Source organism: Nocardia sp. NRRL S-836, assembly GCF_001279525.1.
Classification (GTDB): domain Bacteria; phylum Actinomycetota; class Actinomycetes; order Mycobacteriales; family Pseudonocardiaceae; genus Lentzea.
Genome location: NZ_LGDY01000047.1, coordinates 119,015 through 140,549 on the forward strand (window position 1 = coordinate 119,015; position 21,535 = coordinate 140,549).

Annotated in this window: 24 protein-coding genes and 1 pseudogene; 14 read left to right on the forward strand and 11 right to left on the reverse strand. The window is 65.3% G+C overall.

The genetic code is table 11. The features are described from left to right. Window positions 1-360: 360 nt before the first annotated feature. From ADL03_RS06725 to ADL03_RS06735, 3 genes are all read left to right on the forward strand, one after another. Complete coding sequence (locus ADL03_RS06725) at window positions 361-2,415, forward strand: hypothetical protein (RefSeq protein ID WP_157528191.1); 2,055 nt, start codon at window positions 361-363, stop codon at window positions 2,413-2,415. Further along, window positions 2,412-2,864 carry a hypothetical protein gene (locus tag ADL03_RS06730; protein WP_053732486.1) on the forward strand — a complete coding sequence of 151 codons (453 nt, stop codon included), beginning with the start codon at window positions 2,412-2,414 and terminating at the stop codon, window positions 2,862-2,864. Before ADL03_RS06725 ends, ADL03_RS06730 begins: the two co-directional genes overlap by 4 nt. Window positions 2,865-2,975: 111 nt before the next feature. Continuing rightward, complete coding sequence (locus ADL03_RS06735; protein WP_231641578.1) at window positions 2,976-5,603, forward strand: DEAD/DEAH box helicase family protein; 2,628 nt, start codon at window positions 2,976-2,978, stop codon at window positions 5,601-5,603. Here ADL03_RS06735 and ADL03_RS06740 read toward each other — a convergent pair. Further along, entirely contained in the window at window positions 5,580-5,954 is a 375-nt protein-coding gene (locus ADL03_RS06740) for a hypothetical protein (RefSeq protein ID WP_053732488.1), read from the reverse strand. The two genes, ADL03_RS06735 and ADL03_RS06740, sit on opposite strands and share 24 nt — an antisense overlap. Before the next feature lie 29 nt (window positions 5,955-5,983). Between ADL03_RS06740 and ADL03_RS06745 the strand changes: the two genes are divergently transcribed. The 5 genes and pseudogenes from ADL03_RS06745 to ADL03_RS45120 form a co-directional block, all read left to right on the forward strand. Next, window positions 5,984-6,565: a hypothetical protein gene (locus tag ADL03_RS06745; RefSeq protein ID WP_157528194.1), complete on the forward strand. Its 582-nt coding sequence runs from the start codon at window positions 5,984-5,986 to the stop codon at window positions 6,563-6,565. Between the two features lie 5 nt (window positions 6,566-6,570). Further along, window positions 6,571-6,777: a hypothetical protein gene (locus ADL03_RS06750; protein ID WP_053732490.1), complete on the forward strand. Its 207-nt coding sequence runs from the start codon at window positions 6,571-6,573 to the stop codon at window positions 6,775-6,777. Window positions 6,778-6,801: 24 nt separating this feature from the next. Next, window positions 6,802-7,299, forward strand: a complete 498-nt coding sequence (locus tag ADL03_RS06755) for a hypothetical protein (RefSeq protein ID WP_053732491.1) — start codon at window positions 6,802-6,804, stop codon at window positions 7,297-7,299. A gap of 31 nt (window positions 7,300-7,330) precedes the next feature. Next, window positions 7,331-8,026 (forward strand): hypothetical protein, encoded by a 696-nt coding sequence (locus tag ADL03_RS46670; RefSeq protein WP_157528197.1) that lies wholly within the window; start codon window positions 7,331-7,333, stop codon window positions 8,024-8,026. Window positions 8,027-8,169: 143 nt separating this feature from the next. After that, a pseudogene (locus ADL03_RS45120) lies at window positions 8,170-8,382 on the forward strand (transposase); the annotation flags it as partial. 157 nt (window positions 8,383-8,539) lie between these two features. Here ADL03_RS45120 and ADL03_RS06760 read toward each other — a convergent pair. Continuing rightward, window positions 8,540-8,905, reverse strand: coding sequence for a hypothetical protein (locus ADL03_RS06760; RefSeq protein ID WP_053732492.1), 366 nt, complete (start codon window positions 8,903-8,905; stop codon window positions 8,540-8,542). Between the two features lie 1,346 nt (window positions 8,906-10,251). Between ADL03_RS06760 and ADL03_RS06765 the strand changes: the two genes are divergently transcribed. From ADL03_RS06765 to ADL03_RS06775, 3 genes are read left to right on the forward strand one after another with little or no spacing between them, the layout of a single operon-like run. After that, a complete protein-coding gene (locus ADL03_RS06765) occupies window positions 10,252-10,527 on the forward strand; it encodes a hypothetical protein (protein ID WP_157528200.1) in 276 nt (91 codons plus the stop codon). Further along, window positions 10,524-11,144, forward strand: coding sequence for an RNA polymerase sigma factor (locus ADL03_RS06770; RefSeq protein WP_053732494.1), 621 nt, complete (start codon window positions 10,524-10,526; stop codon window positions 11,142-11,144). The genes ADL03_RS06765 and ADL03_RS06770 overlap by 4 nt, the downstream gene beginning before the upstream one ends. Next, the gene (locus tag ADL03_RS06775; protein WP_157528203.1) at window positions 11,141-12,841 is read left to right on the forward strand and encodes a hypothetical protein; all 1,701 of its coding nucleotides are present in this window, start codon (window positions 11,141-11,143) and stop codon (window positions 12,839-12,841) included. Before ADL03_RS06770 ends, ADL03_RS06775 begins: the two co-directional genes overlap by 4 nt. Window positions 12,842-12,941: 100 nt before the next feature. Here the strand turns inward: ADL03_RS06775 and ADL03_RS46675 are convergent, their stop codons facing one another. From ADL03_RS46675 to ADL03_RS06780, 3 genes are all read right to left on the reverse strand, one after another. Continuing rightward, entirely contained in the window at window positions 12,942-13,106 is a 165-nt protein-coding gene (locus tag ADL03_RS46675; protein WP_157528206.1) for a hypothetical protein, read from the reverse strand. Window positions 13,107-14,105: 999 nt separating this feature from the next. Next, window positions 14,106-14,246, reverse strand: coding sequence for a hypothetical protein (locus ADL03_RS46680; protein ID WP_157528209.1), 141 nt, complete (start codon window positions 14,244-14,246; stop codon window positions 14,106-14,108). 701 nt (window positions 14,247-14,947) lie between these two features. Beyond that, window positions 14,948-15,232 carry a hypothetical protein gene (locus tag ADL03_RS06780; RefSeq protein ID WP_157528212.1) on the reverse strand — a complete coding sequence of 95 codons (285 nt, stop codon included), beginning with the start codon at window positions 15,230-15,232 and terminating at the stop codon, window positions 14,948-14,950. 221 nt (window positions 15,233-15,453) lie between these two features. Here ADL03_RS06780 and ADL03_RS46685 point away from each other — a divergent pair, with 221 nt between their 5' ends. Beyond that, on the forward strand, window positions 15,454-15,765 hold the full coding sequence (locus ADL03_RS46685) for a hypothetical protein (protein WP_157528215.1): 312 nt from the start codon (window positions 15,454-15,456) through the stop codon (window positions 15,763-15,765). A 139-nt stretch (window positions 15,766-15,904) separates the two neighbouring features. Further along, window positions 15,905-16,144, forward strand: a complete 240-nt coding sequence (locus tag ADL03_RS46690) for a hypothetical protein (RefSeq protein WP_157528218.1) — start codon at window positions 15,905-15,907, stop codon at window positions 16,142-16,144. Between the two features lie 297 nt (window positions 16,145-16,441). Here ADL03_RS46690 and ADL03_RS06785 read toward each other — a convergent pair whose 3' ends face one another. The 4 genes from ADL03_RS06785 to ADL03_RS46700 all read right to left on the reverse strand — a co-directional run bounded on the left by ADL03_RS06785 (window position 16,442) and on the right by ADL03_RS46700 (window position 18,213). Further along, window positions 16,442-16,918 carry a hypothetical protein gene (locus ADL03_RS06785; protein WP_053732497.1) on the reverse strand — a complete coding sequence of 159 codons (477 nt, stop codon included), beginning with the start codon at window positions 16,916-16,918 and terminating at the stop codon, window positions 16,442-16,444. Then, entirely contained in the window at window positions 16,915-17,070 is a 156-nt protein-coding gene (locus tag ADL03_RS46695; RefSeq protein WP_157528221.1) for a hypothetical protein, read from the reverse strand. Before ADL03_RS46695 ends, ADL03_RS06785 begins: the two co-directional genes overlap by 4 nt. Before the next feature lie 329 nt (window positions 17,071-17,399). After that, the gene (locus tag ADL03_RS06790; protein ID WP_157528224.1) at window positions 17,400-17,759 is read right to left on the reverse strand and encodes a hypothetical protein; all 360 of its coding nucleotides are present in this window, start codon (window positions 17,757-17,759) and stop codon (window positions 17,400-17,402) included. Beyond that, window positions 17,749-18,213, reverse strand: coding sequence for a hypothetical protein (locus ADL03_RS46700; RefSeq protein ID WP_231641580.1), 465 nt, complete (start codon window positions 18,211-18,213; stop codon window positions 17,749-17,751). The genes ADL03_RS06790 and ADL03_RS46700 overlap by 11 nt, the downstream gene beginning before the upstream one ends. A 339-nt stretch (window positions 18,214-18,552) precedes the next feature. Between ADL03_RS46700 and ADL03_RS46705 the strand changes: the two genes are divergently transcribed. Continuing rightward, complete coding sequence (locus tag ADL03_RS46705) at window positions 18,553-19,932, forward strand: hypothetical protein (protein WP_157528230.1); 1,380 nt, start codon at window positions 18,553-18,555, stop codon at window positions 19,930-19,932. A gap of 82 nt (window positions 19,933-20,014) precedes the next feature. Here the strand turns inward: ADL03_RS46705 and ADL03_RS46710 are convergent, their stop codons facing one another. Both ADL03_RS46710 and ADL03_RS06795 read right to left on the reverse strand, forming a co-directional pair. Next, a complete protein-coding gene (locus ADL03_RS46710) occupies window positions 20,015-20,272 on the reverse strand; it encodes a hypothetical protein (protein WP_157528233.1) in 258 nt (85 codons plus the stop codon). Window positions 20,273-21,015: 743 nt separating this feature from the next. Next, window positions 21,016-21,273 carry a hypothetical protein gene (locus ADL03_RS06795; protein ID WP_157528236.1) on the reverse strand — a complete coding sequence of 86 codons (258 nt, stop codon included), beginning with the start codon at window positions 21,271-21,273 and terminating at the stop codon, window positions 21,016-21,018. Window positions 21,274-21,535 lie beyond the last annotated feature (262 nt).

Below are 21,535 nucleotides of genomic sequence, written 5' to 3' on the forward strand. Positions count from 1 at the left end.
TCCGCAATGCCTAGCTGAGCCTGTACGGGCAGTTAGGTGCGGCGCCGGGTCAGGTAAGCGGAACGGGAACCCGATCCGGTCGTGCCACAAGGCTTGTGGAGTGCTGGAATCGGATGACTGATTCACCCTCTCGCGGGTGGTCGGGCCGTCGCGCCCCCGCCCTGGCCAGTCGGCCTGGGTACCACCGAGGCATGACCTGTGACACGCCGGTCGGCCGCAGTGCGAGAGACGACGATGACGAATACGAATACCCTTTCACCGTCCTTTGAGGACGGAATCGAGGACGGCCAGTCCTCCCGCAATCCCTATCCCGGCGCCGACAGGCGTGGATGGCCTGAGCGGCTCGCGGAGGCGTTGTCCGTGAGTACGGGCATGCCGCTGGAGGTCAGCCGCGGGGTCGCGGCGTTCGTGGTGCACCCGAAGTCGCTGCTGATCAAGAAGGGTGAGGGCTACGAGCTGAAGCCCACCGCGCTGAGCACCAGCTTCGACGGAGAGCTGGTGTTGACGGCGAATGTGCACGGCTTCGCCGGTAACGCCGGCGAGTACAACGAACGGATCCGCAGCCACTACACCAGTCCGCTGCGTCGCGACGCCTCGGAGGTGCCGACGCTGCCGCCGTTGATCACCGGCACGACCGCGGCGGGGCTCCCCGCTCCGTTCATCACGACCGCCGAGCCAGTCCCGTACGAGACGACCGCGTCGCTGCTCACGACGATGAACGCCGCTTTGAACGAGGTCAACGGGGACCGTAAGTACGAACTGGTCGACGACATGATGTTGGTCGGGCAGCAGCAGGCCACTACGCACGTGGCGTTGCTCCGGCGGATCTGGGAGCCAGCCGAGGACGGCACTCGACGGGAGCGAGTGGTCGTGGACCTCACCGCGACCAAGGGCGCCAACCGCAGCATCGCCCGGCAGACGCTGTTCGGCCTCAAGCCGTTCGACGTCGTCTTCGGTGTCCGGCCGCAGCGGGCGCTGTGGATCGCGGCGGGCAGGCCGATGGGGCAGGAGCCTCCGCCGGAGACGCCGATCCCGCAGCCCGAACGCTGGGTCCCTGCCCTGGCCGAGCTGCTGCGCAAGGCCTACGAAGACCCCACGCACTACGGCCACCACGCCGCGCGGAACGCGACCCTCGTCGCCGTCGTGCCGATGCAGATCGTGGTCGGGCTGGTGGGCAAGGGAAAGCTCGAGGACTTCCACTCCAGCGTCTTCGACTCCAACCGCGGTGATCACCGCCGCCCGCCACTGGAGTACCGGCTGATCGACCGGGCCGCCGCTGACTTTCGTGCGCTGCTGCGTGCCTACAAGACGGACGAGTTGCTCGACGAGGCGAAGCGCGCGTGGCTTGCCGGCGAGGGACCCGATCCCGACGCCCGCCCACGAGAGTCTTTTGTGGACGCACGGGACCGTCGTGACCACGAGCTGTTCGGCATCGTGTTCCCGCCGCCGGACAGCGATCAGGCTCGACTCGCACGGCGCGTGCTGAGCGAGCCCTCCCGCACCCAGACTCAGAGCAAGCACGTAAATAACCGGCTGCGGATGTTCGCCGCCGCGGTGACCGACGGGTACACCACACGCTGGAACCCGCGCGTGCTCGACGGTGCGCTCCCCGCCAACGCGATCCGGACCACGAACCAGGTCATTATGCCGACCTGGAAGGACGTGCGCTCGGCGGCCGCAGACAACGACTTCGGTCCGCTCGGCGAGTTCCTGCGCGTCCACGGAATCAACTGGCTCGCCGACGCAGGGCTCGTCGAAGCCGACCGCGGATCCATCGGGGCGCAGGCCGCGGGTGGCGACGATGACCCCGATGCTGACTCCGGCCTTGAGCGGCAGGTGCGGCGGACCATGTCGAACTACCGCCTCGCGCTGATGCAGAAGCCACGGATGGCCTTCGGGTTGCTCAGCGAACTCGCGCACGCGGCCGAGCTCAACCTCCCCGCGCGCGAGGTCGACGAGCACGGCAATCCGGTCGAGGGCACCGCCGCCACTCGACACTGGCTCAACACCACGTTCCCCAAGAACACCGGCCGCAAGCCCAGGGCGTCCGGTTCGGGCATGTCGGATCCGACCCCGCCCGCTCCGCCACCGGCTCAGCCGGTCGACCCGGCCACCGAGCACACGCAGGCGCAGGCCCGTTTCGTCGAGGCCGTGACCGACGACCTCGTCGACGTCATGGCCGAGATCTTCCGACTGGGCGAGAACCTGACACGTGCCGGCGACAAGGCGGGCGTCCCTCCGCTGGCCGGCAGCGCCGACGCGACCACCGAGGCGTTGAGCAAGGCGCTGGTGGCTGTCCGTGCCGACATCATGAGCGTCATGGCGCTGCTGACGCCGATGACGTACGGCGGCGCCACCGCATCGGACTTCCAGTCCTCGCAGTCCGCGAAGTACGCCGAGGAGGCAGCCGAATGAGGTCGGAGCCGGGCCTCATCGCGGGGCCGGTCCTGCTCGGCCGCGCGGTGGCGAAGCTGCCCATAGTGGCGGGGCCCTGGCTGACGCGCGCCCAGCTCACGCCGATGCCGTTCGCCGACTACCCGCTGCTGGCCAGAGGGGGCATCGTGTGCGCGATCTACCTCATCACCGATCCTCAGGGTCGAGTGCGGTGGCTGGGACAGTCGAACCGGGCCGACGACCTCGCCGGCCGGATGCGCCAGCACGACGCCAACCCTGCCCGGCAGAAGGTGTTCGCGCAGTTGCGGTTCCTGCACCTGCATGATTTCACGCCCACGAAAGCACTCGACGTGATCGAGGGCAAGTGCGCGGACGTCCTCAGGCTTCGCGGCACGATGGGCGCGCGGCGATGGCCGTCATCGGCTGATTGGCCACACTCACTCGCCGCGTCCGGCCCGGTCAGCGCGTAGATCGGTCCAGCACGCGCGGCGGCCGGATTCGCTTCACTGCACGAACTGCACGGCGGGAAGGCAAATGCCTTTCCGCCGTGCACTTCAGCTTGCTCTTGGCCGCGTCAGTGGGTGTCGGAAGTCGGCACTGAAGTGCAGACGGCGCAGCTGTCATCTAGGACGCACGTCCTTACCGAATCTACCGTTCGTTCCGACAAACGAAAGGGCGCTCACGCAATGCTGAACTGGGACCATATCGGCGGATCGACGCCTCCACCACTGGTGCCGCCGCGTGACATTTTCGCCGCGCTGCCTGCGAAGCCGTGGCCGTACCTGCGGGCCGAGCAGGGCGAGGCTCTGGAGCGCTGGTTCGCCCGCCGCCACGATCGCGACGTGGTGATCAAGCAGAACACCGGTGGCGGGAAGACGGTCGAGGGCCTGCTGATCGCGCAGAGCACCCTCAACGAGGGCATCGGCAAAGCGGTCTACCTCGCACCCGACACCTACCTCGCCGCACGGGTACGTGAGGAAGCAGCCCGGCTGGGGTTGCCGACCGCGGAGCAGCACGACGACCCCCGCTTCCTGGCCGAGCACGCCATCCTCGTCACGACGTTCCAAAAGCTGATTAACGGCCAGTCACTGTTCGGCGTCGTCGGCGGCCGTCACCTTCCTATCGACCTCGGCGTCGTGGTGGTCGACGACGCACACGCGGCGCTGGCCCGCACCGAGGAGCAGTTCCGCCTCACGATCCCCGTCGTGCACGACGCGTACCGGCAGCTGTTCGACCTGTTCGTCGACGACCTGCGGAGCCAGAACCTCAAGGCACTCCTGGACATCACCGACGGCGACACGACCGCCGTCGTGCGGGTGCCGTTCTGGGCGTGGGCGGACAAACAGACCGAGGTGTGGCGAATCCTGCACCCGTACGGCAGCCGGCGCGACGACGCGTTCAAGTTCGCGTGGCCGCTGATCGGCGACTGCCTGCAGCTGTGCACCGTGACGTTCGGCAGCCGCGGCATCGAGATCGAGCCGCCGTGCCCGACGATCGAGAAGATCCCGTCGTTCTTCAACGCGCGCCGGCGCGTGTACCTGACCGCGACGCTGTCCGACGACAGCGTGCTGGTCACCAACCTCAAGGCGAACCCCGCGAACCTGCGCCAGGTCGTCACGCCGGGCAGCGCCGCCGACCTCGGCGACCGCCTAGTGCTCGCGCCGGTACAACTCAACCCGAACCTCGACGACGACGCGGTGCGGCAGCTGGCCAAACGGTTCGCCATGGGCGACCGCGACGGCGACGGCATCGCGGAGTCCAAGCCCGTCAACGTCGTCGTGCTCGTGCCCAGCTCGCACAAGGCCACGCTATGGCGGCCCCTGGCAGACCGCGTCCACTATGTCGACGACCTCGAGCGCGGCGTCGCCGAGCTCAAGGCCGGGCACGTCGGCTTGGTCGTGCTGGTCAACAAGTACGACGGCATCGACCTGCCCGGAGCGGCCTGCGAGCTGCTGGTCATGGACGGCATCCCGCGGCCGCTGTCGGCCGCCGAGCGACGCGAGGCCGCGGCGCTGACCGGCAGTCCCACCCGCCGCATCCGCGACGTGCAGCGCATTGAGCAGGGCATGGGCCGCGGCGTCCGCGACGTCAACGACCACTGCGCGGTGCTGCTGCTCGGCGCTGAGCTCGGCATGGCTGTACACGACCGCGCCTGGCTCGACTTGTTCTCCCCCGCTACCCGCGCCCAGCTCGACCTCAGCCGCACCGTCGCCCTGCAGTTGCAGGGCCATGGGCTTGAGGGCATCCGCGAGGCCGTGTCGATCTGCCTGGACCGCCACCCGCAGTGGGTGCAGCGCGCCAAGTTCGCCCTGGCTTCGGTGCGCTACAACGACATCGGCGTCGTTCGCCCGGAAGCGGTCGCCGCCCGCACTGCCTTTGATCTGGCCGTGACCGGGCAGACCAGCAAGGCCGCCGATGTGGTTCAGCAGGCGATCAACGCCACCACTGATCCCGCGTTGCGCGGCTGGCTGCGGGAGCTGAAAGCCGGCTACCTGCACTTCACCGACCCCGCCACGGCCCAGCAGCAGGTCAGTGCGGCGATCGGTGAGAATCCCGGTGTGCTGCGCCCGGTGATCGGCGTTGACGTGCGCCGCACCCGGCCCGCCGCCGCGCAGGCCAGTGCCGCGGCGAGCTACCTGGGCGCCACATACTCCGACAGCACCGCCCTGGTCCTCGGTGTGCGCGCGATGCTCGACGACATCGAATGGGACGAAGACCGTACCGACCAGGCCGAGGCCGCTTGGGAGAAGCTGGGCCTGCATCTGGGGTTCGCCAGCACCCGCCCGGAGCGGCTCTACGGCACCGGGCCGGACAACCTGTGGACGCTCAGCGCAACCAGCAACGCCGTCATCGAACTCAAGACCGGCGTGAAGCCCACCTGCACGGGCATCGCGAAGAAGGACGCCGACCAGCTGCGCGGCGGCGTCCAGTGGAACGCCGACAAGTACATCGGCACGACCGCAGTGCCGATCCTCGTGCACCGCGTCGACCTCTACGACGCGCGGGCGGTCCCGGTGCCCGACATGTGTGTCATCACCCCGGCCAAGCTCACCGAGCTCAAGACCTCGGTGACCACGTTCGCGACCGCGCTCGCGCAGGGCCCGGACCTCTGGCGAGAAGAGCAGGCCGTCGCGCAGCAGCTCCAGCACCATCGGCTGACCGGCGAACGGTTCGCCGCCGCGTACTCACTGCCAGCACGCCGGCCGTAGGACCATGCCGACCTTGTCCCAGGGCAGCTTCAGCGCGGCGAGCGCCTCGTTGTCGACGCGGGTGATGTGGCCGGGCTCGATGACAGCGCCGGCACCGTAGTCGAAGGCCGCGGCGACGTCCTGTGCCACGCGCTCTCCGGCGGCGTCGCCCTCGACAACGGCGAGCTCGACCTCGACCTGCTGCGGGGGGATGTTCGGCTTGGGCCGGATGAAGACCGCGTCCTGCCCGTCACGCGAGCTGAAGTCCATCGCCCAGACCGGAGATGCCTCGTCGCTCGCGGCACGGAGCGCGGCGACCCGCGCCAGCAGGTCGGGCGCGCCGCCCAAGAGCGAGGCCTGTTCCTTGTCCAACGCGACGAGCGCCTCGACGGTCTCCTGGTGTGACCGCGCAGGAACCGCCCGATCCCCGGGTTGTTGATCAGCTGGGTCTCCAGCCAGCGCACGTCGAGGAACGTCATCTCGAAGGGAACGCGGTGGCGTTCCTGCAGGCCGCGGAACCACTTCAGGTCACCGGGGGTCGGGTGCACCGGCGCGACGAGAACCCACGAGCGGATCTCCGGCTTGTTCAGGCACTTCTTGAGCGACCGGACGACCTGCTTGCGCCGGGAGTCGTTCAGCGTCGTCCAGCTCTTGAACTCCAGTGCCCGGCCGATGTCCTCGGCCCACGCGTCCATGCCGCCGTCGCCGCCGGCGCCGTTGATCGTGCGCACGCGCTCGCCGTACAAGGCGTGCACGACGAGGTCGAACAGGTGCTCGGCCTTCTTCGGCTGCTCTGCCAGCTCGGTCCACCACGCGCTCACAAACGCAGCTCCGGACCCCACGCAGCCCCCTGCGCCGACGGTCTAGCCGTGCTTCGCCACACGCTGTGGGTACGACTGGTGCATCCGGCGAAGCGCACGGCGGCCGTTCCGCGGTGTGCAGGTAATCGGTTCGCCATCCTGGCGGCCGGCGGCGCACGATGATGCCCGTGACCGACGCTTCGATGCCCATCGGCAAGGTGATCGCGCTCAGCGACGAGGTTGACGCCGCCGCGTCGCTCCTGCGGCACGGGCTTGCGCTGCTGGAGACCTACACCTTCGCAGCCCGCGACGCTGACACCGTGTTCGTCTGTCTAGCGGGTGGAGCAGAGAAACTACTCAAGCTCAGTACCGGCTTGCACGCGTTGGACACCTAGGGGAGCTGGCCGTCGAAGGCCACGATGACGGGCATCGGCCACGACATCGTGAAGCTGTACAGCCACGTACGAGGGCTCATCGTCCAGGACGCTCCCACCCGCAGCACCGCTCCCGCATTCATCGCCGAACTGCTCGACAAGGTGGACAGCAACCCGCACATTGGCCAGGTTCTTGAGGTGCTCGGTACATACGCCATCCGGGGCAGGTTTTACAACCTGGATCATCTGGCTGACGCTCCACAACCAGGTGATTCGCCGAAGCAGTTGTGGGAGGCCTTACACCACACGTTGCTCACGCTCCATCCCAACTTGCTCATGCAGTTGGCGTCTGTCGACCAGTCGCAAGCTGCACGAGCAGAGCTCAACAAGCTCATCATCGGCTCGATTACCGATTGGCAGGGAGCTGATCACGCGTGCGTGGATGACGCGGGTGTTCGGCGAGCAGGCGAGGAGTTGGGCGCCGAGGCTGGCTCCATAGAAGTGGATGACCTTCGAGTTGGCCACATCCGCGCGAAGGGGTAACACCTGTTGGGCGGCTAGCGAACCATGAGTCATGGCGGTGCATCGACCAAGCGCGAGCGGCGACGATCACGAGAAGGTGTCCCTAGAATTAGGTCATCTACTATTGACAATTGATGACTTTGAATCACTTATTGAGCAGATCCGCACGCACACCCAAGAAGAGCCTTCTGTTTCATTCATTGGTGGCGACATCGACAAAGCAGAAGACTTACGACTTCTCGCAGACCGCGAACTGGCCTACTTCAAGATCCAGTCAGGGCACGTAACTGTCGAGCTCACTCACCGAAGAGCCCTGTACAGCGGGCCTCGGAGCATGGCACCGAAAATCCAAGAGTGGTCCAGATTGCATGAACGCCGCGTTCCCGCAAAGCTCAATTTGCGGAAGATGATCTACTTTACTCTCGGCAGCGAGGACTCATTACCACCCAACTTCCCTCTCATGGTGATGCCAATCATCCTGTTGATATATGGAATATTCACTTTTCTGACCATTTTTAGAATCGGCACGGTTACGGCGATCATCGGCACCATCGGACTTCTATCCTTGACATGGGCAGGCTTCTACTGCACGAAAGCCCGAAAAGTGGGATCAAGCTGTGTAATCACACCGCTCTCCAGAGACGAATACCGAAAGGACAGAACAGCGCGAAATCGCCAAACTGTGACATGGACCATCGCCACAATTGCCATCGCCGCCACGCTCATCGCCGCTCAAATTAAAAAATGATCGGCAACCCTTGGTACTGCAACGGCACTTATGTGAGTGGATAGCCGCGTCGTTTGTAGTGGCTGAGGCGGAGCTTGGTGTTGGCGTCGTCGGCGCCAGCCCGACCAGGACCAGACATGGTCGACGTTGGCGGACGGCCGGAGGACCCCCGCGGCATCACACCTGTCATCGCCCGCCGCGGCGTCGAACGCGGCTCCGGCCTGGGCACTGTCCGTTGGCCGGTAGAACGCACATTTAACTGGCTCAAAGGCTTCCGACGGCTCCGCATGCGCACCGAACGACGAGCCGCCGTCCATCAGGCCATGCTCAGCCTTGCCTGTTCGATCATCTGCCTGCGCAAACTCATTCTGAACTGATCACTTAGATAGGTGAAGCGGACCAGCACAGCAGCGATCGTCCCTGACGATAAGCACTACCCGCCGATGCTCTCTGACCTGCACCGACGCATTTCTCGGCACCTACACCAGCGTACGCATTGCCAGGCCGGTGCGGCCCGACCATAGGTCCTGCAATTCAGCTAGCCAGCTCGACCAGGGCCTCCTCGGTCGAGTCCAACGTGACCACACCGTCGAAGTTGTATCCCTCGTCGCAAAAGATCACCTTGATATCGGCCGGCACGAGCCGCCGATACCAGATGGCGAACTTCGCCACCAAGTCGAGGCCGCCCTTCAGAAACAGACAGGTGCCGTCCGTGGCCGTGTACGCCTCAACATCGGCGCCTTCGGTCCGGTAGAACCAGTGCACGTCCCCAACCTCGCTCGCGATGTGCGGTGCGGCCGGCTGCATCTCGGCAGCCGGCCACTCCTCCCGCAGCGCGGCGAGCAGCACGTCCGCATCGACGTGCCAGGTCTTGCTGTCGAACACGACCAGGTACGACACACCACACCTTCTTCTGTGGCCGGACGAGCACGACGCCGGGAATATTGTATTGCTGCATGAGCCCGGCAAAATACGCCGCCGACGCGTCCTCGTTCGTGACCACCCGCGAGCCGGTGAACGGCGAATCGGGGTCGTTGATGATCGCCACGTAGCTCTGCATCTCGTACACCTGGCCATTGCGGATCTACTCCCGGATGAAATCAGGAGCCTTGCTTCCCGGCACGTAGGAACTACGTCCCGACGAACTTGGTGTCGATAGAGGCCAGACGACGACGCATTGCGGTGACGCTCCGGCTGGCACGAAGCACCGTTCAGGCCCATGCCGGAAGTTTGCCGCCTGCCACCCGCCGCTGCCGACCGGCCGCTGCCAGAAGCCACCATGCTCCCGGAAGAATTCCTGGCATACCGTCCGAGACGCGGATAATCTTTCGTTTCCGGTTCTTTGTCGTTTCGGGCAACTTCATCCGCTACATGCCCTGACCTGCGTAGATGCCCCAACAGGAGACAGTTCCTGCAGGTCAGGGAGCCGGAAGGGACCGGCCTAAGCTGTCAGTGCTCCCCACTATCCTTCTGAGCGTGGGCCAGCGACGGCAGGTCCACACCGAGGTTGCTCTTCCAAGGTCGGTATGCCTGCGACACGTGGGCAGCGCATCCCGCCTGCCCTTTCGTTGCTACAGAAGGGCATTACGGTTGAGTCCGCCCCGGAAGCGGCGCCAGCGGCGCCGCGTACAGAAGCGACGCGAGTTGCGTCGTGAGAAGGGTCCGAGACGCAGGCCAGCGGCTCAATCTCGGTGGAGCAGCCACTCCATCGTGATCGCCTACATGGCCCACGTCATCGGGTTGGCAAGGATCGGTATCGAGTTGCTCGGCTGGCTCTCCGGTACCTGATCCTGTCGCTGAGAGCGGTGCGGCGTGTTCAGCGCCGCACCGCGCTCGACCATGTGAACTGTACACCGAAACACATTTTCTGTTGACCGGTCCACCGGTCCCACCGCCGTAAACCCGCAGGTCACAGGCCACACCATCACATCATCACATTTATTGACCCTGGTCAGGATCCCGAGCTGCGGCTACGGGACGAGCTGGACGCGGTCATCGTCACCCGCGAACCCGATGGCCGCACACGCATCACCCCACTCCCCCGAACCGCCCCGACAAACGCGTCGCCGTCGAGACCACGCGACTGCTCGCCCGCACCACACTCGACGTCCCCAGTCACTCGAAAGAAGTGTCCGGGCTGGTGATGACAGCGCTCGATCAGGCACCGTTTCGTGTTCGGGCTCGCTGACGCGAGTTGTTACGTAGCGGCGACATCGCCGGTACAGATCAGCAGTGAGGAGACCATCGTGGCCGGCCGCGATGCGGACAACAGCGAGTTCGGGTGGGCACGGGTTCGGCGTACCAGCGTGACCGGACTTATCGAGACGATCATGGATCGTCGCTCCCGGACCAAGTGGGCTCGGATGCAGGGCAAGGCCATCACCGGTGTCACCAGAGTGTTGGTCCGCTCGAGCGCAATCGGTGAGGTCGCCGTTGTTCAGGGCGACGGAAGCCACTGGACTGTGACCATCACCCCTAATCCCGCGGCCGTTGGCACCTTGACGGAGGCCTCGGGCGCGTGAACCTGCCCTCGAACACGGACGGCGAGGATCGGCTGGCTGCGCTGCTGGCTTTGGTCTGGTGTGAGATCCACGCGTACGCGCACCGGCGTCTGTGGACCGACCCTGAACTGGCCGAGGACTTCGTGCAAGAGGCTGCTGCGGACTTGGTTCAGCACTGGGACGAGCGTGGCGAGATGTCTCGGAACCAGGCTGTCGCGATCCTCAAGCAGTCCATCAAACGCGACATCGACGACCACCGTCGGAAGGAGGGACGACGACGCACCAGCCTTGTTGCAGCCGACGACGAGGTACTGCTCGACTACCTCGATCAGAACAGCGATCCCGAACACGAAATTCTGGCCCTGCTGTCCAACATCGACGACAAGCGCCACGTGCGTGCTCTGCTCCACACCCTCGAGGAAGGGCAGCGGGCCGCGATTGTCGCAGTCTATGTCGACGGAGCCACGCAGCAGCAGGCCGCAACGGAACTCGGCATTGGCGTGCGAGCTCTACAGGCCCGGCTGCACAAGGCGCTGACGAGCATGCGGCGCCACGCCGCCGCCCCTCACAACAACGCCGGTGGGCCGGCAACGCAGTCCAGCACAACTGCTCATCAGGCATGGGAGATTCCACGATGAAGGGCGCCATCCCCGAGACCACCACTGCAGCCGGACCAGACCTCGCGGCGATCAGGTCACGGGCGTCCGCGCGTAGCCCAGAGGAGCGCGTCGCACGCCAGGCACGTCTGGACGCGCACGCTGTCGGTTTGGCAGCGATGGCGCTCGGTGAGGAGTACCTGTCCCGTGGCGAACTGAACATCGCTCGAGGCTGGTTTGAGATCGCCGCGACGCACGACGCGCTAGACGCACGGTCGCGATTGACAACTGTCGCCGTGCTGACGGACGCGGTTAACGACCCCGAACTCACGCAGACCGCAGAAGGCACCGGTCTCGCAGACAACGAGGCGGAGTTGACCACCGAGCGCGAGCGCGCCGTTGAGCGGACCCTCGACGTCGCGGAGAACGTTCGTAGTGCGCTTCAGCGCGCCGAGCAGATCCTTGCTGCGGCCAAGCGGCGCGCTGAAGCCATCGTGGCGAACGCTCAGGCCGCAGCGGCAGCCGCAGCCGTGCCCGTAGTTGGCGAGCGTCCTTCGGAGCTCATGTGGACGCCCGGAGATTTCGACGCGTGCCGCCGCCTGCTCATCGAGGTCAAACGGCCGATGGCCACCGATCTTGTCGTGCCGGTGCGCACAAGCCTTTCGTTCGTGGACAACTTGGAGCGCACGCGAGACTCAGCTCGCAGCCGTTGGGATACTTTGCTGCAAGAAAGGCTGGCACGATTCTCCCGGAGAATCAGTGAGGAGGCGGCCATCGCATCGCACCTGTTGCCCTCAACTCCACAACTGGATCAGGCGGAGCAGAACGCACTCCGTCACGTGTGGCTCAGTGTGGCGATGTTCTCCGGTTTGCCGACCAACCATGTCATGTGGACTGCGGACTGGTTGGCCGACGTGCTAGCCGACGCCGAGGGTCGTGTCTCTGATGGTCCGGTATGTGAAACCGCAGCTGGAGAGGCGAGCGAGAGTGGACACACGGTAGATACGGCTGAAGAACAGATTGATTCCACCGCCGTCCCACAACGGTACGTATTGCTCGGCGTTGACGTTGTCGGGTCGGCCCGGCTGCCCAGCCATCTAAGGGCTGCCCTACCCGGTACGATTTCGCATCTGGTCGAGAACGCGTTGGCACAGAGCGGGATCGGACGAGACGACGTGCTCTCCTACGAGTCGCCGGGCGACGGCGCCGTGGTTGTGCTGCCCGGCAGCCAGATCGGCGCGGTCCTCGACGCTGCGGTTCTCCTGGACACGCTCATCATTGAACACAACCGCTGGCACAAGCCGGAGGTGAAGCTGCGCGTGGCTGTGCACGTAGGGCCGGTCGGCGACGACGGCTGCGATAGCGCCTGCATCACTCACTTCCGGCTGCTGGACGCACCAGAGTTCAAGAACCTGTTGCAACGCTGCCGCGAAGAAGGCGACGAGGACGCCGCCAATACCGCACTCATCGTTTCTTCCGAAGCTCTGGAGACGGCGTTCAGCGGCAACTACACACGGGTGGTGCGACACAGCGACTTTGCTGCGCTGCGCGTTACGAACAAGGAGTACCGTTCAGACGCATGGGTCCGCGTGCCGGGCTTCGATCCGTCCAGGCTGGCCATGTTCACCGAGTCTGCACCTGCTGGTGAATCTGGAGCGCACGCACAGAACATGACGCCTAGGGACGTGCAGGCGGGCGTGGTCGACGGTGACGTGAACTCCTACGAGGGCTGCCGATGACCGCACACGTGGGCTGCCAACAAGCTCGATGTGCTGCTACCCGACCCGACATGCCTAGCCGATCATGGCGGACGACGGGAGAAGCACAGCCGCCGGCTGATCATCGACGCAACCCCCTACGTGGTCGACAAAGCAGCGCCGCCCCGTCGCCGGTGTCCTCGGCGGACGGCTGGACGGGTGCGGCGGCCGGTGCGGGCGGCTCGGGCGCGACCAGGGCCTGCTCGACAGCGTCCGGGCTGGTCGCGGCGGGGTCGGGTGCGATCACGAAACGGACCTCCTCGGGGTCACAGGTGGGCGTGGTGGATCGCGGGCAGTGGTTGGCGCGCAGAAGAAGCCGAGGGCGCGAGCACGCGGCGGTTCAACAGGCCGGCGCGGAGCTCCGCCGCGCGGCGCGACGGGAAGCCGCGGAACCGGTCGAGTGGCACTGGTGTCGGTGTGGATGACTCTGTGCGCCGGGCGGTCGTTATCCGACGTTGGACGGCACGCCGTGTCGGGAAAAATGGCGGGACCGGAATCCGGCCGGTCTCGCCGCGCGCCCCCGTCCCCTGTTAGCCGGAAACCGGGCGTGAACAGCTCGTGCCAGTCGGTCGGTTGGCGGAGTCGCTGCACGAAACGTACGTATGATGTACATATGCTGACCTGCGGAAACTCCCAGTTTCCTTCGGCGAGGCTGATCGGCCCTCACGAACACCGCGCAACGTTCGCCGTAGGTGCGCCACCGGTGGGCGCTGTGACGCCCCGTTCCGCTCCGGCGTGCGCTTAGGTAGTGATCGAGCCCCGGTAGTTCGGCACATTCGATGGCTTGAACAGCACAAACGGCCCCCTTCTGACAAAGGGGGCCGTTCGCGACCTTCGCCGGGGCTGGTCCTACAGGTGCGGCGTGGACCCGACTTGGAACCCGGCCACGCTGCACCGCCCACCTGACGAAGGAGATCTACCACCTTGACCGTAGGACGCAGATCAAGCGGCTCGCCAGCCCAAGAGGGTGAGGCCCCCGCTCCGGTCGGTGAACGGCATGAAACCCGTCCACAAAATTGGGCGGGGCTGATAGGCCAGGCCATCGCCAACTGGTCCACGACCCTGCGGCTGGCCGTACTCGTGGCGCTGGTCGTCGTGTTGGTGTTCGGGGCGCTGTGGCTGGTTCCGTTGAACTTGATCCTGGGCCCGATTGAGATCAGTCAGCCGTAGTAGCGCAGGCAGCAGTGGGCGGCGGGGCTCATGACCACCGCCCATGCTCCATCTCACGGTGAGCTGTCGGCCTCGGTCAGGTGACGCGGGCTTGTTCGTAGGCGTTGCGGAAGGCGTTGCGCGCCGCCTTGCCGGACAGGTCGTTGGTCGAGGTCTCCCACAGCGCGGCGGACCGCGCCGAGGCGTCCGGAAGCGGGGGTGTTCGCGTCGTACACAACCTCGACCACGCAACCGCAACCGTCGTGATAGGGCTCGGGCTTGCCGTCGAGCAGGGTTCGTGAGCCCGACTGCGGCGACTCGTAGACCGGGCCACGGCTGGCCAGAAGAGGCGCGCAGAACGCGCAAGCCTTCGGGCCGGTGATTCGCTGGTAGCCCAGCGCGAGCCGGTCGGCGAGGATCGCCGCGTTCAGGGCGTCCCAACCTCCGTCTGCGGCGGGTCGCATCGCCGCAGCGGCGACGGCCGGAGCAGCGCGGTCGGCAGCTTGGCGCGGATCGAGCCCAGCAGCGCTCCAGGCGCTTGATGGTGCTCGGGCCGGTCACGGGTAACAACACCTCGGCGGTATCGCGCCACCCCGCCTCGAGGTTTTCCATCGACGGCAGATCAAGCCCCTGCGCCGGTCTCGGCGCGGTGGAACGCGCCGAAGTAGTCCAGCGCCAACCGCGCGGACTTCGAGCGGTTGGCGCCGACCAGGTCGAGCACACAACGCGCCTAGTTCGGCATGGTGGCGCCGAGCTGGACCAAATCGAGCAGCGGCCACAGGCCGAGCACGTCACGGACCATGCGCACGCTGACACGCCCCTACGCGCGTCGGTGCTCGACGGTGAGTCGGGTCCCTCCAGCTGACAGCGCCACGGGCACCCCCTGAAGTTTGCGGAGCCACGACATTTCGCCTGTCCTCGTTGTCTCGTCGGAGCGTGCTACTTCTCGTACTTCGCCGTCGACCCGCGCAAGATTCCCTCGAAGCCGATCCCGGCGACGACGGCTTCCTTGAGGTCGCCCGCCTGCACCACCATCGCGGTGACGCCGCCGAGTGCGATGCAGACAAGCGCCAGGCCCACAAAACCCACGATCCGGCCGGGGGTGAACTCGCCGAGTTTCGCTTCTCCTGACGAGAGGGCACGAACCAGCGGCAGCACGTAGACCAGCAGATAGCCGGCAACGCCGCCCGCGGTGCCCCACAAGAAAACGTCAAGCGCGGGCATCTTGACCACCCTCTACTTCGTCCGCCGAGGTCAAACAGCTCAGACCGCCAGTGGCAAAGAGACGCCTCGGTCCGGTCTTCCTGCTGGTGTCCGCGGAAATCTTCGACGCCGTGAGGAGCGAGAGACCACCAGATCCGATGTGACCCGCGATCCTGCCTTCTGCGATGGTGGACACGGCGCGCACAACAACCGCCGGCCCTACCAGTAGAGCCAAGGACCCGATGGCTGAGAGCGTGCTGGCGAACATGGCATACCCCCTATCTCGTCTGGCACCGCTGAACCTGCGCGGCGCCAACACGGATAGATCGTGGTTCGAGTTGCTCGTGCCATCGGGACCACCACTGCCGCTGTTACGCACTGTCGCGTTAGGACGGGGAAGCCAGGCGTTGAAATCACCCGAACAGTTGAACGTTGCTGAGGGCCGCAAGACTTGCGACGCCAGGCGCGATCAGGTCACAGGGATAGCAGCACGGCGCTGGAGCCGTGTCGGCGTGGAGCTTCAGCACCGCGCCGCCGAACAAGCCGGGCGCTGAAGAGACAGCTGCCCAAACCCGTGGTCTTCTGACCGAGTTCCCCAACGGCGAAGGCCTTGAGGACCATCCCGGCGATCACTACCTGTTTCACGCTGGCAGGCACCATCAGCCGCGACTACGCGGGCGCAGGTGCTCTTCGATGATCGACAGCTGTGCACTGAACGTCGCGTCGTCATGCAGCGACAAGGGCACGGTCGCCTGGCAGCAACCGGTGCCCGGACTCGACGGCGCGCTCGTGCTCACCGAGATGAGCCATCCGTGCGTCAACGGCTGCTCGGCTGGCACCGGCTGCCCGCCGCCGAAAGCGGCACCATCGTCGACCCTGACGGCGACGGGCCGGCGACCAGCCCACACCATGAAGCGGTCAGCGCCTTCGTGACGTAGGCGTTGGCGTAGCTGGCCGCCACGTCAGCCTCCGCTTGCGACGGGTCAGCATGCCCACCGGGATCAAGCACAACGGCTCGTCGGTCTTGACCTGCGACAGCACGTGTCTGCCGTCCGCACCGACAAGTTTAGCTCGTGCAGCACCAGCTAGGAGCGAGGCGCGCCGCCGAGCTCGTCCTGCACGAGCAACACGTCCGGAACGGACGCCACCCTCTCACGTACACCGCTGGTCAGATCTGAACTGTCGTCACGGCGGGGAAGCACCTCCTGTGGCGTCAAGACCTCGGCGTGCTCACGTGCTCCTGCCGGTACGGGCACGGTCCACCACTCCGGCCTTCGTGCGCGTAAACCAGATACCGGCCTCCTCGTCGAGGAGCCCAGCGAGGAAGAAGGGGCCCAGGCCTCCGAAGACCGCGGCCGTCAGCATGCCTACCAGCCCGCTGTCCGCCGCGGCCATCAGGCTCCCGTTGAGCACGGCGATGATCGTTGCGAACCTGTAGAGCGCGCGTCGCGCAGACCGGCGCCGTGAGCGGAGGGGCGTCGTGGCCGCCACGCAGGTCAGGTGCACGCTGGCGAGATGAACCAGCGTCGGCAGCATGTACGCGCCGACAGCGGAGAGCCGCCCAAACTCGAGGTGGGGAAGCCCTGCCCGTGTGGCGGCCAACGTGGTGAGCATGGCCAGCAGCACCATGAAGACGCCGGCGACGACGAGGACCCGCTGGATCTCACGCGGCGCGGCGTCGTGGGGCGTCTCGTCGAGAATCATCATGCCGCCCCGTTCTGGCCAGGCATTCCGGGCAGCTGCGCCGGCCAGTTGTCCCGGTTGAGTGGATGTTCGGACTCGTGCCAGCTGGACGTGAACCCCGATTCGGCGAGCCGCATGCACGTCTCGTAGGCCATGACGCTGATGTCGATGTCCATGACCAAGGCCCGCACTTCGCCTCGGCGTTCAACCGGGCTCCAGTAGGCGAGTACGTCGCGGACGTGGCCGACCGTCGCTTGGTCAGGCGCCCACAGCCAGGTCGAGCGGGGGCTTCCGGAAATCTGCAGCGCAAGACCCGTACCAGCACCGACAACGTCCGCAGTCCTCGATGGCGCGGCCTGGGCAACGTTACCGCGGCCCACGATTTGCTGTTGAGGTTTAGTCACGTCAGCGGTATCGGCTGGTGCGCACGAGCGATGGAGAACCCGAGTGGGCGACGCGCGGCCGCACCGGATGAGTGATCTGGCCGAGACGGACCGTTGCAAGATCACGGGCAGATCAGGACCGCGCGCGTGTGCAGGTAGCCGCCGTAGGGCAGGGTGATGGCGGTCCGAAACTCGTAGCTGACGGCGTCGAACAGGAAGATCCCGCCGTCTTCCGCCCACAGGTGCGTCCAGTGGCTCCGCCCGGCGGGGATGAGCAGTTGGAAGGCCGTGGCGGCCAAGAAGGCCGCGACGTGGCCCACGGCCAGCCGGCCGCGCGGCCACGGGCTCGGCGGCGCTTCCGGCAACACCCTCCCGGCCCACCCGCGCCACCGCGGCCGCCGGGTCGCCACCGGCTCCCGCGCGACCGCCGCGTTCCCGCCCACCCACGTCGAGTTCTCATGCAAGACCGCGTCATCGTTCACCACCGGCTCCCGCTCGCGACACCGAACCGGACACCGGGCCGCCCCTCGGTTCACGCCCGTGGGATACCCGACAGGTCGAACCGGTCGCGCAGCGTAGCGTTACCAAAATATTCCAAACAGTTACGGTGTGTGATTCCACGCGTTGCGGGTGCACAGCAGGCACGTGACGGCTCTGGGCGGCGCCGTCCAGGTCGGCGACCGCCTCCACCGGGACGTTCAGCGAGATTTCGCCTGCCCGCTGGAATGCGAACGTCATGCGAACGTCGGTCCCGGCGCGCACCTCGCGGGTGAAGTCGTTCAGCTGAACCCGGTACCGCAGCAGCGCTCCCCTGAGCCTGGCAACTCCGCCGTCCGCCAGCAGCGGCACCTGCCGCACCTGCTCGGTCTGACCGTCGTATGCGGCATCCCACAGCACTGACGCGTTCGTCGCCGCGTCCATGCGCACGTCGACCAACGCATCGGGTTCTCCTGCTCTGTTGAACATCGCGAACCGAACGGCCGCGTCGTCGCCTCGCTGGTAGCCGTCGCCGCTGGGTGCAACGCCGGGTCGTCGTTGATCACCTCGTGGCCCGCCGAGCTGAGCACTTCGGACAGCCCCCGGATCGACCACCCCGCGTTGCAGTAACGTCCTGGAGGGCCGTCAGCAGCTGACCTCGATACGAGCAAGATCACCGACCGAGTTCGGCAACCACATCCTGCGCCACGTGCCGCGGCACAAGTCGCCCCTGCGGGCGTAAGGCCTGCGGAGAACGCGTTCAGCGGGTCGACAGTGTATGTTCCGCAATTTGTGATCATGGCTGAGCAGCCCTACGCGGGACTGAATGCTGCGCTCGATGGCGCGTCTGACTGGGGTTTGACTGTGAGTGCGTTGGGCTGTGTCCATCGCGCGTCGGCTGTTCTGGTGGCCGCTGGCGTGGCGGACGAGAGTGCTGCTGTGCACCACATCGTCCAGAAGATGTTGGACTATTTCTCCGCAAGATGGACAGAACCACAGACCGAGCATAAAAACGTAGAGGAAATGCGGCATGGAATAGCTCTTGTGCGGACGCTTACGCAGTTGAATCGCATGCATGAGGCCGCTATCCGATACGTCGAGATGGCTGGAACCCTCGTACACAAGCTTGAGGCTTTTCCGACAGTTTTGTTACTTCTGCAGCCATTTTTTCCGCTTGCTTGGACTGAGCCGCATCCGGACCTCACAGCCGAACAGGTAGCCACCCTTGCAACCGACGCCGCCTGTGCGTTATTGCGTGTCGGCGAACAGGAGCATGCCCTCGTGTTACATGGCCTGGCTCTGATGAAGAACATCGACAGCGGCAACCCCATTCGCGCGGTGGCTAATCTTGCGAACACTGCGACTACATTAGACGGACTGAATAGGCTTGCCCGGGCTGACAGTGCATTAAGACTTGCACTGGAGCTGGCCGGTCTCTATCCGAACGGTAGGGCCATGTTTGTAGCCCGCATCTCGATGGTCGAACGCCTCATCGACGCAGGACAGGAGACTGAGGCTGAACGGCTCTGGGCTCTACTCGATCCGCGGCATAGCTGGGACTACGCCGCCCAGCGTAGTGGACAGGCCGAGATCGTGAACGCTTACTTCAAGCTGCGCACCGGTCGCCTCTCTGACAGAGAATTGATCTCGATTGAACGGCACGCGAGGTCGACTAACAGCGCCGCCCTGCGTCGGAAAGTGCATAGATTGAGGGGAAATCTTGCCATTCAACTCGAGGACTGGGGAGTCGCCGCTCGTGAACTCGACGTGGCGATGCGTTTGGCTCGTGCCTCTGAAATTTCCGACGCGGATACAGAGGCGAAGCTTGTTCTAGCCAGGGCTCACATAGGCCAACTGACTGAAGCAGCAGCGGAGGCGAACCGCCTCGCCGCCGAAGACAGAGCAGCGCATGCGCCGCTTGCCCTGATTTGGCAGACGCTCGGTCAGTCCGAGAAGGCACTCATGCATGCGCGCTTGGCCTATCGCAGAGCATGGGCTGACGGGGAGCCTCATGTCCGTCGTTACGACCTGAGGGAGGCGGCACTGTTGCTTTATGAGCTTGGCGCTCCCCTGCCTGACCTTCCCGCATACAATCAGGCAAGCGATCCCCCGCTACCATGGGAAGCGAAGGTTAAGGCAACGATCAACAACCGACGCAACATTCAGGGATTCAACTGACCCACCGCATCGAGTACATCTTAAGCGTGGCAGATCATGATCTTTTCGGCGCGTTTGACCAGCATCCGTACAGGAAATTCTTTTAGGTACCGCGTCGTTCGATTGTTGGCCACAAGGTGCCACCCCGTTTCTTCGACGAGTCGAGGAAACGGTCGAGGTGTCGCCGGATATTGGGGATCGCGTATACATCGACGGGATCTTTTGCTTCCGTCAACCAGATCGTATCCGTGTCCGCATGTCCGGCACCGGCGTCGATTTCCGTATTCAGTATCAGCAGGCCGAGGCGCTGCGGTTTGGTCTCCTTGACGGCATCGACGACGTGCCAGCCTTGTTCTCGCATCAGGTCGCCACGTCGCGTTCCAGTCCCTTGTCACGGCGATCGCGGACCTGTTGAGCGCGGTCTCGACCATTGCCGGCGCGGGTGGTTGGCTCCGCGGCTTAGCCAGCTGCCGGATCACCGGCTTCGGACCCGACTCTTGATACAGCCGGACCGCATGAGCCCCAGCTCGTCGGATACTTCTTCGGTGGCGCCACGGACGACTTTCGTCAATAGCTCGCACGAGGTAGTCAATCGCGATTTTAATACAAAACTGTTCTCGCAGGTAAAGTCCGAGCCCGTTGAGACGGTGACAGAGAATCGGCGTGTCAGGCGCGGGTTTCGAGTACCCGAGCAGAGCTTGCGCGTGCAGCAACACCTGATGGTAATGTGGCCAACTCCCCGGCGAGGCGTGGTTGTGCCCCTTGAGCGCGGTAACGATTGTGACTGCCGCAGTTTCTCGGGTGAACACAATATCTTCGAATTGACGGACTGGATCATCGACATCCGCTGTTCGCGTCACTGCCTGCACCAACCGGTGCACGCCAATCGCTTCGGCGGTCAGAGTGATCATACTGAAGGAAGCAAGTCTCCGAAGGGCCTCCGTCGTACTCTGTCACCGCGCCGACTCCAATAGTCAGTACGCCATCTCGAGCCTGAAGTCGTACAGTTTTCACATTGAAGAGTGAGGACTGAACGTGACCGCTCCTCGACTGGCACCTCCACAACCTTGCGGGTCAGTGCAGCCTGGTCGCCAAGCTGCTCGACTATCGCGGCATGCTCACGGTCGACAACGCGGCCATCGCGCCGACATTCACCGCGCAGGTCGACGCCGTCCTCGGTGTGCGCCTGGGCATCGAGCCGCGCACGCAGATCCGCTCGGTGGTGCGCTGGCGGCGCACCGCGAGGTAGAGCGCGAACAGCGCGCCGCCGCCGGCGACGATGCTCAACAGGATTTTCATCGCATCCAGCTTCGCGGCTACGAAGTCCTTGCCGTTGATTGCCGTGACCGGGTCGACCTTCACCCCGGCGTCACCCACAACGCCACACCGGCCGCGAGCATCAAGATCATTTCCGCCAGCACCGGCACTGTCCACGGCAACTGCGCGTCGGCGGTCGGCCGAGGACGGGAAGGGTGCAGTTTGTTCAGGGCACGCCGCCAGCGGGAGTCCTTGAACTGCTGAGGTGATCGGCAGAAAGGGTCTCGGCCGACGCCGGCTTGGCGACCAGGCCCTCGTCGCGCAGGTGCGAACCGCTGTGGGGTGGACTTCACCAGGGACTTCTCCA

Bases quoted from the DNA above. Each gene is read 5' to 3' on its own strand.
- ADL03_RS06730 (WP_053732486.1), top strand. From the start codon at position 2,412: ATGAGGTCGGAGCCGGGCCTCATCGCGGGGCCGGTCCTGCTCGGCCGC.
- ADL03_RS06755 (WP_053732491.1), top strand. From the start codon at position 6,802: ATGACGGGCATCGGCCACGACATCGTGAAGCTGTACAGCCACGTACGA.
- ADL03_RS46670 (WP_157528197.1), top strand. From the start codon at position 7,331: ATGGCGGTGCATCGACCAAGCGCGAGCGGCGACGATCACGAGAAGGTG.
- ADL03_RS06775 (WP_157528203.1), top strand. From the start codon at position 11,141: ATGAAGGGCGCCATCCCCGAGACCACCACTGCAGCCGGACCAGACCTC.
- ADL03_RS06780 (WP_157528212.1), bottom strand. From the start codon at position 15,232: ATGCCCGCGCTTGACGTTTTCTTGTGGGGCACCGCGGGCGGCGTTGCC.
- ADL03_RS46685 (WP_157528215.1), top strand. From the start codon at position 15,454: ATGGCTGAGAGCGTGCTGGCGAACATGGCATACCCCCTATCTCGTCTG.
- ADL03_RS46690 (WP_157528218.1), top strand. From the start codon at position 15,905: ATGATCGACAGCTGTGCACTGAACGTCGCGTCGTCATGCAGCGACAAG.
- ADL03_RS06785 (WP_053732497.1), bottom strand. From the start codon at position 16,918: ATGATGATTCTCGACGAGACGCCCCACGACGCCGCGCCGCGTGAGATC.
- ADL03_RS46695 (WP_157528221.1), bottom strand. From the start codon at position 17,070: ATGGACATCGACATCAGCGTCATGGCCTACGAGACGTGCATGCGGCTC.
- ADL03_RS46705 (WP_157528230.1), top strand. From the start codon at position 18,553: ATGGCTGAGCAGCCCTACGCGGGACTGAATGCTGCGCTCGATGGCGCG.
- ADL03_RS46710 (WP_157528233.1), bottom strand. From the start codon at position 20,272: ATGCGAGAACAAGGCTGGCACGTCGTCGATGCCGTCAAGGAGACCAAA.